Origin of the sequence: Pseudomonas sp. KU43P (assembly GCF_033095865.1) — a bacterium.
In the GTDB taxonomy this organism is placed as follows: domain Bacteria; phylum Pseudomonadota; class Gammaproteobacteria; order Pseudomonadales; family Pseudomonadaceae; genus Aquipseudomonas.
In genome coordinates this window covers 4,425,717-4,437,971 of record NZ_AP019365.1, presented here as the reverse complement: position 1 = coordinate 4,437,971, position 12,255 = coordinate 4,425,717, and the positions used below count along the sequence as shown (strand labels likewise).

Sequence of the window (12,255 nt, the reverse complement as noted above, 5' to 3'; positions counted from 1 at the left end):
CGCGGGCCCATCGCCGGCAAGCCGGCTCCCACAGGTACGCCCTTGAACCTGAGAACAATGGGGACCTCTGTGGGAGCCGGCTTGCCGGCGATTGGGCTTTCGGAAATTTCAACAGATCGCTCGGAGCGATCCCGTATTTCCCCTGCAGACAAATCCGAATAATCCACCTGTCAACGGCGCTTTGCCTGATTGGCAATCATTCGAAGATGTTAACTACAGGTTTCAAGGAGATACACTCGTGAAAGCATTGCTTCTGGCGCTCCCCTTCGCAGTTCTGGCTGCGGGCCCGGCCATGGCCGAGGATCCGATCGAGAAACAGGTGCTGATCACCGCCACCGTGCCCACTGCCAACTTCTACGTCGAGCCGGTTGGCGGCAACTGGATGAACGACCCGCAAGACATGGCCTGGAACTCGTTTCAAGGCACCCTGACCCCGGTTCGCAAACAACTGCAGGCCAAGAGCACCATCGGCCCGATCACTGCCCATCTGCTGTCGCCGGCGGTGGTCAGCAGCGGCCTGAATGCCATCGATCTGAATGTCAAGATCGGCGACACCGTGCTCACCACCAGCGCGAGCGAAATCCTCACCGAAGCCCAGGCTGCACCGGGCGCCATCGTCGACTTCGAAGTCGCGCCGCAGGTACCGGCCGGTGGCTACCAGCCAGGCAACTACCAAGGCCTGGTCAGCATGATGTTCGAAACTGCCGCACCGTGATCTGACCTGCTCGCACATTTTCCCTTCATCCGTTGTTGCTCTCCTTCGCCCCCTGGTTCGCGCCGGGGGTGAGGGCGACGTTTGCTCGCAGACAGGGTCATGGCCTTTTCCTTAACTACAAAGACTTTGCTGCTCACGGCATGCCTTGCCGTGCTTCCAGCCACTGCAACTGCCACAGGCAACGCCCTGGGCGTGGTCAGCCAGGCCCAGGGCCTGCCACGGGAATTCGAGGAGCACTTCTTCGATGTGCCGTTGGCGGTTCGGGTCGACCTGGATGGCCGCTACCTGGGCGATGCCATGGTCGTGCTCAGTCGCGACGAGCGGGTGCAGTTGCTGGAATTCACCGACCACCTGGAAAGCCGCGAGCCGGAAAGCCTGCGCCGCCGCTGGCAGGAGCGCCTGGCCAGCGGCCGGCCGCTCGGTGACTGCCAGAAGGACTGCCCGGACGGCCTGCGTGCGATCCACTACAGCCTGGTCAACTCGCAGCTATCGCTGCTCACCCACGCTGCCGAGCTGGCCGGCGATGCCCCGCGTTTTCACACGCTGCCCGAACACGGCAGCGGTCTGTTGCTGCGCAACCAGCTCAACCTGGTCAGTGACGGGCGCGAGACCAGCGGGCTGTATTCGCTGCAGGGTCAAGGCAGTCTCGACAACTGGACGACACTGGCCAATGCCCAGGTCGACCGTGGCGGCATCAGTGGTCAGGACACCCGCCACCGGGTCAGTCAGCTGTATGCCGAGCGCCTGCACGATGAACATTTCTACCGCCTGGGCTACTTCACCCCTGGCGCCCAGGGCCTGACCCGCCAGCCCCGGCTGCTCGGCCAGAGCCCCGACACCACCTTGGGCCTGATGTTCGGCAGCAGCGACAGCCTGCTGATCGACAACGGCCAGCCCAGTTCCACACCGATCTATGTCACCCCCAACCGCCCCGGCGTGGTGGAGATCTACCGCAACGGCGTGCTGATCAACAGTCAGCCGGTGCAGCCCGGCCTGCAAGCACTGGACACCCGAGTGCTGCCGGGCGGCATCTATCAGGTCGAAGTGCGCCTGCTCGAAGACGGCCAGGAAACCTCACGCACCGACGAATTCGTCTACAAGCCCAGCAGTTGGCGCAACCCCGACAGCCGCTGGCGCTACAACCTGTACCTGGGCCAGCAGACCAGCCTGCTGAGCAACTGGGATGAGCAGCACGACGACAGCCTCAGTGCCGGGGTGCTCGCCAACTACCTGCTGCACCCACGGGCGGTACTGGGCCTTTCTGTGCAGCAGGTCGATGAAGCCATGCAGTACGGCACCTCGCTGGACTGGGACGCGCTGGACCGGCTGAAGCTCTATGGCAACGTCTATCGCACCGAAGACCAGGGCAATGGCTATGACCTGCAGATGATCCACAGCCACGACCTCGGTTCACTGGTGCTCAGCCACAGCCGCGCATGGCTGGAAACCACCAGCCGCTCGACGCACAGCCAATACGTACGCTACGAAGAGCAGAGCCAGAGTTCGCTGTTGCTCACCCATCGCCTGGATAACCGCAGCACGGCGACCATCCGCCTGGCCCACAGCTCCGGTGCCGCCGATGGCATGGGCATCGACCTGGGTTGGTCGCACTATGGCAAGTTCCTCGGCTCCGACGCCAACTGGCGCCTGACCCTGTTCGATCGCCCAGGCACCCGCAGCAGCGGCGACGCCCGTAGCCGTGGCGTCAACCTGGCCGTGAGCATGAGCCTCGGTGGCCCCGGCGAGCGCATTGCCGCCAGCATCGGCAGCCGCACTTCGCATGATGGCGGGCGTGACCACAACGCGTCGCTGTCGTACCAGCGCGATGTCGATCTCGGCGTGGTACGCAGCCTCGGCGCCACCGCCACGGTCGACCGTTATGGCGCAGGCCTGGGCGGCAATGCCCAGTTCCAGAACCAGGTGCTGCATGGCGATGCCTACGCCCAGAGTTCGTCCTACAACGGTGAAGTCAGTGCCGGCCTGAACCTGCAGAGCATCGTGGCCGTGGGCGAGGGCAAGCTGGCCATGACCGGTCAGTACCTGCCCCACGACGCCGGGCTGATCGTCGATGTGGAAAGCGACATCGAAGGCCTGGTACTGCGCGCCGATGACCAGCACGGCCTGAGCGCCTCCTTGCAGCCGGGGCGCAACGTGATTCCGGTAGGGGCCTACAAGTCAGGCTATGTGCAGTTCGACCTGGAAGGCGACGACGAGGCGGCAGTGATCCAGCCCACCAGCTTCGACTACCACCTCAACCGGGGTGGTGTGGGCTACCGCAAGTTGCGGGTGATGCGCACGGTCACCGTGCTTGGACGCCTGCTGAACCGCCAGGGGCAGCCGATGCAGGGTGTGCAGGTGGTCAACCATGCCAGCCGCAGTGTCAGTGAACCGGGCGGTCATTTCGCGGTGGAAATGAGCGAGTCGACCCCGACCCTGGAGGTACGCCAGGGCGGCGAGTCGTTGTGCCTGCTGCAGCTGGACTTCAATCGCCTGGAGCGCGAGGGGGACGTACTGCTGGCGGGCGATCTGCAGTGTGTGCCAGGGCGCATGGCCCAGGCCGAGGGCGTACCGATGGAGAACAAGAGTTGAGCCGGATTTGTCTATTTGCACTGGTGCTCGCCTTGCTGGGCGGTTTCGTGCCAAACCCGAGCATGGGCTTGGAGATGGACCTGCGCTTGCGCTACCGCGGGGAGGCTTCCGGGAGGTTCGAAAACATTACCCCGCCGGCAGCATTCTGCGCGGTGTGGCCAGAGTCATGTCGGGTGAACAACTTCAATTTCGTCGCCGACCTGCCCATCACCTACGACAAGACCATTGTCAACCAGGCGTCCGAGCAGCGTGATCGGCACTACATACAGATGCCCGCAGAGCGAAGGGTGCAAGTCATCAGTGAAACCGGTCGCAGCTATGAGCTGACGTTCAGGTTTCGCTCGCTCAGCCAGCACCTGAAGCTACTGCAACCTAACAGGGTGGAAGGGGACGGCCGGGGTGGCTGCGAGCTTTTCACGGCGATCAGCAACAGGAGCGCGGTGCGTTTCCGTTGGGGCATTCTCAATCCACCGGCCCCACAACCTTGCCATGACGCTAGCAATACCAACGTTGGCCTGCGCACCGACGTACAAGTGACGCAGTTCGGCGTCGGCTACGAGTTGATCATGCCGCGCCCGATCGGCATGCCCCAGGGCATCTACCGAGGTTCTGTGGATTACACCATTGGACCAGGTGGTGATTTCGATTTCGGCAACGCGGTTTCGAACCTCAACGGCACCCGGCTCACGGTGAACTTCGAACTGGATGTGCAGCACGACTTGTATTTGCAGTTTCCTCCTGGCTCCGACCGCGCCGTGCTGGAGCCGCCGGGCGGCTGGATGGCCTGGCTGAGCGGGCGGAGTACGCCTCCACGACTGTTCCGTGACATACCCCTGCGCATCTGGAGCACCGGGCCGATCAAACTCTACAAACGTTGCCAGTACGAATTGGCCGGTATCTGTGGATTGCGCGAAAGCAGCGGCCACATGGTGCCGGTGCAGGTGGCGGTGACGTTGCCCGCCGGCATGCAGCATGGCGGCAAACCCATCAACCGCGTGGCGATCCCCACCCACGAGGCCGCAGCGCTTCAGGTCGAACCCATCAGCACGGTATGGAATCAGCCTGGCCAACTGCATTTCGAGGTGGCTGGCAGTGATGTGCCGAGCATGCTGGCCCACCCGGGTAGCCGCTATGAAGGGTTGGTGACCGTGGTATTCGAGGCGCAGTTGTAAAAAGCAAAAAGCTGTCTTTAGGAAATTTCCTCAAGCCGCAGGGAAATTTCCTGCATTTTGCGGGCGCGCAGAAGACCACTATGGCTGGAGTGATACTGATTCGCTATCAGCGGTTTTTGCTATGAGGAGTTATTCATGAGGCTGTTTCGATATGTCTGCCTGACCCTGGCGATGCTGCCTTGCGCAGCCCAGGCGGCACCCGAACTGAATGTCGGCGGGCTCTACGATTACTTGGAGGAAGGCAAGAGCACCTTGCTCAAGCGTGTGCGAAATGGCGGCGACTCCACGGCCTTCGTCAAGGTCAGCGTGGTCGAACTGGTGTACGAAGGCAGCGGTGCGCCCCGTGAAGTTGCCCTCGAAGGCCTGGCCCTCGAACAGCGCGGGCTGGTGGTCAGCCCGGCGCGGCTGATCGTGCCGGCGCGCGGCATGCAGGCGGTACGCCTGCTGTACCGCGGTAGCCGTGACAAGGAGCGTTACTACCGCTTGCGTTTCATCCCGGTGCTGCCGGAGCAGGGCGATGGTTTTGCCGTCAGCGAGACAGAAGCCGAGCAATACCGTGACAGCCTCAAGGCAGGCGTCAACCTGCTTGCCGGCTATGGCACGCTGTTGTTTGTGCGCCCGAACGCAACCCGCTACCAGACCCCGATTCGCCGTCAGGCCGGCGCGCTGACCGTGACCAACCAGGGCAACGCCACCGTGGTGCTCGACCATTTCCGCCAGTGCCAGGCCCAGGACCAGGTCTGCGATCCGGCTACCAAGCACCACTTGCTGCCTGGGCGCACCCGGCAGTTCGATGGGCATGCTGCCAAGGTGCACCAGTTCGAGTTGCATGAAGGTGCCGAACGCAAGGCCATGGTACTGGAAGGATGAGCCCTGTGGCGTCCGGTGATCTGCCAAACGAGGGCAACCATGAATAGAGCACTGGTGGTCGACGACCACCCTTTCATCCGTTCCACGGTGTGCATGCTGCTGCGCCAGGAGCACTTGCAGATCGTCGGCGAGGCCGACAACGGCATCGATGCAGTACGCATGGCGCGCGAACAGACGCCGGACATCATCATCCTCGACATCAGCCTGCCCGGGATGGACGGCATGGAGGTGATCGCGCGGGTCAAGCGACATGACCCCCCAAGCAAGACCCTGGTGCTGACGTCGCACCTGGCCGAGGCGTATTCCTTGCGCTGCATGCAGGCAGGGGCGGCCGGCTTCGTGTCCAAGACCAACGACCTGAGCGAGCTGAACAAGGCGGTGCGCGCAGTGCTGTCGGGGTTCACCTACTTCCCCGATGTGGCGCTGAGCTCGGTGTACAGCCAAGAGCTGCATGCCACCGACGCACAGCGCATTGCCAGCCTGAGCCACCGTGAGCTGATGATCCTGCAACACCTGTCCCGGGGCTTGAGCAACAAGGCCATCGGCGAGGCCATGTTGCTGAGCAACAAGACCGTCAGCACTTACAAAGGGCGCCTGCTGGAGAAGCTGCGACTCAATTCGCTCATCGACATGGCGGATTTCGCTCGTCGCAACCAACTGATCTGACCCGTGCGTGCACTCTGGCTGATGTTGCTGTGCTGTCTGCTTCCCTTGCCGGGCCTGGCGACGCCCACGTTCCACGGCCGTGCGGCGTTCGAAGGGCCGCGTGCCGAGCCTGGCCTCGTCGATCTGCGCTGGCTGTGGCGCCATCGTGTGCTGCGCCTGGGTGTGCTCGGCAATGACCAGCCGCCGCTCGATATTCTCGGTACCGGCCGCGCCTACGAAGGCATCACCGCCGACTATGCAGGCCTGGTGGCCGAATACCTGAATCTGGACATGCAGGTTCAGGTGTTCAACGGCTTCGAAACGGCGGTTGCGGCATTGCGTGAAGGGACGATCGACCTGCTCGGTTCGGTGACCACCCAGCAAGCGCTGCAAGCAGGCTTGCGCTTGTCGTCGGCGTACGCCGAGGACCACCCGCTGCTACTCGCCCAGGACCTGAAAAGCAGCATCCAGCGTGGCACATCGTTGCGCCTGGTGATGGTCGATGGCTATCGCCCTGTGGATCAGGTCAGCCAGTTCTATCCGCAGGCCCAGTTACAAGTGCACCCGACGCCATTCAGCGCCCTGGCCGCCCTGACCCTGGGCAAGGCCGACCTGTACTTGGGCAACGCGCTGGTCGCGCGCTACGTACAAGGGCGCAGCCAGCTGGGCGGGGTGGAAGAGATCGGCCACGCGGCCTTGCCGCGCCAGGGCATCGGTTTTGCCATGCTCGACAACGGCTCGCCGCTGCCGCGGCTGGTAGACGCGGCTCTCGATGGCATCCGCGACGTCGAGCGCACCCGCATCAGCGAGCGCTGGCGCCCACTGGCAGGTAGCGCGCGCGCGACGCAATCGGTGCAGTTGAGCGATGCCCAGCAGCGCTGGCTGAACGACAACCCCCGTGTGCGGGTGTTGGTGGATGACCAGGTGCTGCCCTTGAGCTACCGAGACAGCAAGGGCGAACTGCGTGGCCTGACACTGGATGTGCTGCAACTGATTACCCGGCGCACGGGGTTGGAATTCGATGTGCAGGCTGGCGCGGGCGTCGAGCAGATGATCGAACAGGTCACCCATGGCAAGGCGCAATTGATCGCAGGCTTGCCCTACAGCGCCCGGCTGGAGCAACGTCTGGGCTTCAGCCGAGCCTACCTGAGCGCGTCGCGGGTGTTGGTCAGCCGCAAGGGCGCCAAGGCACCGGACAGCCTTGAACAACTGGACGGACGGTGGGTGGCGCTGGTCTGGGGCAGCGCCATGGTCGAGGTGCTGCAACAGCGTTATCCGCAGGTGCGCCAGCTTCTGTTGCCCGGTCCGCTGCACGCCTTGCGTGCGGTCGCCGATGGCAAGGTGGATGCTGCCCTGCTGACCCTCGACGATGCACGGCCACTGGTCGCGCGGTGGTATCCCGGGACGCTGCAGATCAGTGCCAGCCTGGCCTTGCCGCCGGCGCACTTCGCCTTGGCCGGCGTCCGCGGTGCTAGTGAGCTGCTGGGCATCATCGACAGTGTGTTACTGAGCCTGACCCCACGCGAGACCGACGCCCTGGTGCGCCGCTGGCGCAACCCGATGATCGTCCCCGACGGCGTCTGGTCGCGTCACCGGAGCAAGATCCTGTTCGGCTTCGGCATCGTGTTCGGCTTGCTGCTGCTGGCCTTCCAGTGGATCCGCTACCTGCGCCGGCGGCAGGTGCGATTGCGGCGGGCCAAGCGGGCGGCGGATGCAGCCAACCAGGCCAAGACCGAGTTCCTCGCTACCATCAGCCACGAAATCCGCACGCCGTTGCACGCCGTGCTAGGCATGCTGGAACTGGCTCAGCGCAAGGCCGCCCAGGGCATCCTCGACCGGCTGGCCCTCGAAGTGGCCACCGATGCCGCGCGCGGGCTGAAAGAGCTGATCGGCGACATCCTCGACATCACCCGCATCGAGACCGGGCACCTGCAGCTGGCGCCGCAGCGCGTACGCCTGCGCGAACTGGTGTCGCGGGTGGTCCAGCTGTTCGAGCAGCAGGCCCGTGGCAAAGGGCTCGATCTGCAGATGCAGATGAGCGGCGTGGTGGATACTGAGGTAATGCTCGACCCGTTGCGCTTCAAACAGGTGCTGGCCAACCTGCTGAGCAATGCCATCAAGTTCACCGCGCGCGGGCAGATCGTGGTCAGCCTGCAGGCCATGCCCGACGAGGGTTTGATGAACGTTGCGCTGCAGGTCAAGGACAGCGGCGTGGGCATCGCCGCCAGCGAACTGGCCAGCCTCGGCCAAAGGTTTCGCCAGGCCAGCAACCACAGGCAGTCACCCCGGGCCAGTGCCGGGCTGGGCCTGAGCATCAGCCGCAGCCTGTGCCAACTGATGGGTGGCGAGCTGCGTCTGCGCAGTACGTTGGGGCAGGGCACCGAAGCGCATGTGCAGCTCAAGTTGCCGTTGCTGCCGTCCGAGGTAGCTGCACCTGAATCGCTCCCCTTGCTGCCAGCTCAAGGCGGGCCGCGGTTGCGGGTGCTGGTAGTCGATGATTATCCGGCCAACCGGTTGTTGCTGGCGCAGCAACTGGACTACCTGGGGCATCAGGCGCGGGTAGCGGAGGATGGCGCCCAGGCCTTGCGCCTTTGGCTCAAGGAACACTTCGATGTGGTCATCAGCGATTGCAACATGCCGCGCCTCGACGGCCACGGCCTGGCCCGCGCCATCCGTGAGCACGAACGCCGCAGCGCACGCCCTCGCTGCCGACTGATCGGGCTTACCGCCAGTGCCCAGGAAAGCGAGCGCCTGCGCAGTTGCGAGGCAGGCATGGATGACTGCCTGTTCAAGCCGTTGGACCTCGACAGTCTGATCCGGGCGCTGATGAGTGCCCAGCCCACCCTGACGCAGGAAGAAGACGGGGCGATGCTTTGCCTGGCGCACCTCAGGCATCTGGTGGGCAATGACGAAGCCGCACTCAAGGCCTTGCTGGCCGACCTGCGCGCCAGCAATCGTGAAGACCTGCAGCGTCTGGAAGGGGTAGGGGATGACCCTACCTCCATTGCCGAGCTGGCGCACCGAGTAAAAGGCGGTGCGCGCATCGCCCGTGCCGAAGCGCTGGTTGCCTTGTGCGAGCAGGTCGAGCGTTGCTGCCGCGCCGAGCCGCTGGAGCGGCTGGCGCTCGGCCTGGCCGTCCGTGCCATGGGCGACGGCATGCGTCGCCTGGAACGGCAGCTGGAGCGCCAGGCCGGGCAGAACGCGTCAGCTCATATCATGCCGAGCAACAACAGCACCAACAGAATCACCAGCACCACGCCGACGATACCGGAAGGGCCGTAGCCCCAGCTGCGCGAGTGAGGGAAGACCGGTAAGCCACCAATCAACAGCAGGATCAGGATGATGATGAGGATCGTGGTCATGACGGAGTCCTTGCGTGGTTAGGGGTCAAGGGCCTCGGACTGCTGGCCTCTTGTTAAATGGGACCGGCGCCGCTTGTGAAAGATTCCATTGGCATGTGGCCTGTTCTGGAACAGAGTCATGCTCCCCCATTCACTAACCTGATCGACCCTGCCAGCCCGCGCTGCCTTGTTTAGACTTCGCTGAACCCCATCAGAACAAGGCCTGCACCATGCATAACCGCATCATGATCACCGGCGCCGGATCCGGCCTCGGCCGCGAGATCGCCCTGCGCTGGGCGCGCGAGGGCTGGCGCCTGGCGCTGGCCGATGTCAACGAAGCTGGCCTGCGGGAAACCCTCGACCTGGTGCGGGCCGCAGGCGGTGAGGGCTTCGTGCAGCGCTGCGACGTGCGCGACTACAGCCAGCTCACGGCCCTGGCCCAGGCCTGCGAGGAAAAGTTCGGCGGCGTCGATGTGATCGTCAACAACGCCGGGGTCGCTTCCGGTGGTTTCTTCGCCGAGCTGTCGCTGGAAGACTGGGACTGGCAGATCGCGATCAACCTGATGGGCGTGGTCAAGGGCTGCAAGGCCTTCCTGCCGGCGCTCGAACGCAGCAAGGGGCGCATCATCAACGTGGCCTCCATGGCCGCGCTGATGCAGGGGCCGGGCATGAGCAACTACAACGTGGCCAAGGCTGGTGTGCTGGCACTGTCTGAAAGCCTGCTGGTGGAACTGCGCCAGGTCGAGGTGGCGGTGCATGTGGTGTGCCCGTCGTTCTTCCAGACCAACCTGCTCGACTCGTTCCGTGGCCCGAACCCGGCGATGAAGGCCCAGGTCGGCAAGTTGCTCGAAGGCTCGCCCATCAGCGCAGCGGATATCGCCGATTACATCTACCAGCAAGTGGCTGCCGGCGAGTTCCTGATCCTGCCGCACGAGGCTGGGCGTCAGGCTTGGCAGCTCAAGCAGCAGGCGCCGGAGCGGCTGTATGACGAGATGGCGGACATGGCCGTAAAGATGCGCGCTAAGGCGCAGACGCGCTGATTGTAGGAACGGTATGTAGGGATTTTTACCTGTTCGTGTAGGGATGTTCTGTTTTTTGGTGCAAGCGTTGAGTTGCTGAATATCCCCATGCAATCTCCGGTTTTTTCCTGTTGTCGGAGAGCGGAACATGTTGGTCATCGGGCGCGAAGTGGGAGAGGTCATCACCATCGGTGATGATATTCAGATCAAGGTCGTCGAGACGCGAGATGGCACGGTGCGTTTTGGCGTGAGTGCGCCGCGGGAGGTGCCGGTGCATCGGGCCGAGGTGTACAAGCGCATCAAGGCGGGGGAGGCGCGCAAGCCGGCCTAGACTCGTCATTGCGGGCCCTGGCACCGGCTTGGCGGCGATGGGCCCGTGATATCAGTCGAGCAACTCGCGCGGTACATCATGCTTGGCCAGCAACTGGCACTGCTGGCTCTCCAGGTCGAACAAGATGAACGCCTGCCCCTTGGCCAATGCCTGCCGCACCCGCAGCACGCGGGTTTCCAGCGGTGTGTCGTCGCCGTTGTCGGTGCCGTCACGGGTCACGAAGTCCTCGATCAGGCGGGTCAGGGTTTCGGCTTGCAATTGGTCATAGGGAATCAGCATGGCAGTTCGGCTTCATGGAAGAATCGGCCAATGCTACGCCAAACCCGATGCCCCTTGCTCATCCCTTGTTCCCCACTAGGCTGTCCACCGCCGGCACCCGCGTGTCGCTCTCCATCTGCGCATCGTGCTCAAGCTGATGGCTGAAGCGCTCGAGCGAGGCATTGGCCGGGTTCGAATCGCTGGCGAACACCGGCGGGCTCAGCAGGTAACCCGATAGCAGGCGGCTGAGCGCGGCCAGGCTGTCGATGTGGGTACGCTCGTAGCCGTGGGTGGCATCGCAGCCGAATGCCACCAGTGCGGTGCGGATGTCGTGCCCGGCGGTAACCGCTGAATGGGCGTCGCTGAAGTAGTAGCGGAACACGTCGCGGCGCACCGGCAGGTCTTGGTCGCCGGCCAGCTTCAGCAGGTGGCGCGACAGGTGGTAGTCGTAGGGGCCTGAAGAATCCTGCATCGCCACGCTGACGGCATGTTCGCTGGAAGCCTGGCCGGGGGCCACCGGGGCGATATCGATGCCGACGAACTCGCTGACGTCCCAGGGGAGGGCGGCTGCGGCGCCGGAGCCGGTTTCCTCGGTGATGGTGAACAGCGGGTGGCAATCGATCAGCGGCTGGCGGCCGCTTTCCACCACGGCCTTGAGCGCGGCCAGCAAGGCCGCGACGCCGGCCTTGTCGTCCAGGTGGCGGGCGCTGATATGGCCGCTTTCGGTGAACTCCGGCAACGGGTCGAAGGCCACGAAGTCGCCGACGGCTATGCCGAGGGCTTCGCAGTCGGCACGGGTGGTGCAGTAGGCATCCAGGCGCACCTCCACGTGTTCCCAGCTGACCGGCATCTGGTCGATGGCGGTGTTGAAGGCGTGCCCGCTGGCCATCAGCGGCAGCACGCTGCCGCGGTACACGCCGGTGTCGGTGAACACGCTGACGCGGCTGCCTTCGGCGAAGCGGCTCGACCAGCAGCCGACCGCGGCCAGGGCCAGGCGGCCGTTGTCCTGCACCTGGCGCACGCTGGCGCCGATGGTGTCGAGGTGGGCCGAGACAGCGCGGTCGGGGGAGCTCTGCCGGCCCTTGAGGGTGGCGCGGATGGTGCCGCGGCGAGTCAATTCGAAGGGGATGCCCAGTTCGTCCAGGCGTTCGGCTACGTAGCGCACGATGGTGTCGGTGAAGCCGGTGGGGCTGGGGATCGCGAGCATTTCCAGGAGGACGCGCTTGAGGTAGTCGAGGTCGGGTTCGGGGTAGTGTTTGGACATGGGGACTCCTTGGTTGTGGCTGTGTCCTCGCCGGCCCTATCGCTGGCAAGC

At 64.2% G+C, this 12,255-nt stretch carries 11 protein-coding genes; 8 read left to right on the top strand and 3 right to left on the bottom strand.

Translation table 11 applies throughout. The annotated features are described in order from the left end of the window. Window positions 1-238 precede the first annotated feature (238 nt). The 6 genes from KU43P_RS20290 to KU43P_RS20265 all read left to right on the top strand — a co-directional run bounded on the left by KU43P_RS20290 (window position 239) and on the right by KU43P_RS20265 (window position 9,273). Window positions 239-715, top strand: coding sequence for a CS1 type fimbrial major subunit (locus KU43P_RS20290; RefSeq protein WP_317659221.1), 477 nt, complete (start codon window positions 239-241; stop codon window positions 713-715). 99 nt (window positions 716-814) lie between these two features. Further along, entirely contained in the window at window positions 815-3,304 is a 2,490-nt protein-coding gene (locus tag KU43P_RS20285; protein WP_317659220.1) for a TcfC E-set like domain-containing protein, read from the top strand. Further along, complete coding sequence (locus tag KU43P_RS20280) at window positions 3,301-4,476, top strand: hypothetical protein (RefSeq protein WP_317659219.1); 1,176 nt, start codon at window positions 3,301-3,303, stop codon at window positions 4,474-4,476. Before KU43P_RS20285 ends, KU43P_RS20280 begins: the two co-directional genes overlap by 4 nt. Before the next feature lie 135 nt (window positions 4,477-4,611). Beyond that, window positions 4,612-5,346, top strand: coding sequence for a molecular chaperone (locus KU43P_RS20275; RefSeq protein ID WP_317659218.1), 735 nt, complete (start codon window positions 4,612-4,614; stop codon window positions 5,344-5,346). 39 nt (window positions 5,347-5,385) lie between these two features. Then, window positions 5,386-6,012, top strand: coding sequence for a response regulator transcription factor (locus KU43P_RS20270; RefSeq protein WP_317659217.1), 627 nt, complete (start codon window positions 5,386-5,388; stop codon window positions 6,010-6,012). Between the two features lie 3 nt (window positions 6,013-6,015). Next, window positions 6,016-9,273 carry an ATP-binding protein gene (locus KU43P_RS20265; RefSeq protein WP_317659216.1) on the top strand — a complete coding sequence of 1,086 codons (3,258 nt, stop codon included), beginning with the start codon at window positions 6,016-6,018 and terminating at the stop codon, window positions 9,271-9,273. On the opposite strand, the gene KU43P_RS20260 is transcribed toward KU43P_RS20265, so the two are convergent. Continuing rightward, window positions 9,201-9,353 carry a DUF3309 family protein gene (locus tag KU43P_RS20260; RefSeq protein WP_012271016.1) on the bottom strand — a complete coding sequence of 51 codons (153 nt, stop codon included), beginning with the start codon at window positions 9,351-9,353 and terminating at the stop codon, window positions 9,201-9,203. The two genes, KU43P_RS20265 and KU43P_RS20260, sit on opposite strands and share 73 nt — an antisense overlap. 209 nt (window positions 9,354-9,562) lie before the next feature. On the opposite strand from KU43P_RS20260, the gene KU43P_RS20255 reads away from it, so the two are divergent. Both KU43P_RS20255 and csrA read left to right on the top strand, forming a co-directional pair. Continuing rightward, on the top strand, window positions 9,563-10,372 hold the full coding sequence (locus KU43P_RS20255) for an SDR family oxidoreductase (protein ID WP_317659215.1): 810 nt from the start codon (window positions 9,563-9,565) through the stop codon (window positions 10,370-10,372). Window positions 10,373-10,499: 127 nt separating this feature from the next. Then, a complete protein-coding gene (gene csrA, locus KU43P_RS20250) occupies window positions 10,500-10,682 on the top strand; it encodes a carbon storage regulator CsrA (RefSeq protein ID WP_317659214.1) in 183 nt (60 codons plus the stop codon). A gap of 51 nt (window positions 10,683-10,733) precedes the next feature. Here csrA and KU43P_RS20245 read toward each other — a convergent pair whose 3' ends face one another. Together KU43P_RS20245 and KU43P_RS20240 are read right to left on the bottom strand one after the other, a co-directional pair. Further along, window positions 10,734-10,961: a YheU family protein gene (locus KU43P_RS20245; protein WP_003252629.1), complete on the bottom strand. Its 228-nt coding sequence runs from the start codon at window positions 10,959-10,961 to the stop codon at window positions 10,734-10,736. Between the two features lie 58 nt (window positions 10,962-11,019). Then, window positions 11,020-12,204 (bottom strand): osmoprotectant NAGGN system M42 family peptidase, encoded by a 1,185-nt coding sequence (locus KU43P_RS20240; RefSeq protein WP_317659213.1) that lies wholly within the window; start codon window positions 12,202-12,204, stop codon window positions 11,020-11,022. Between the last annotated feature and the right edge of the window lie 51 nt (window positions 12,205-12,255).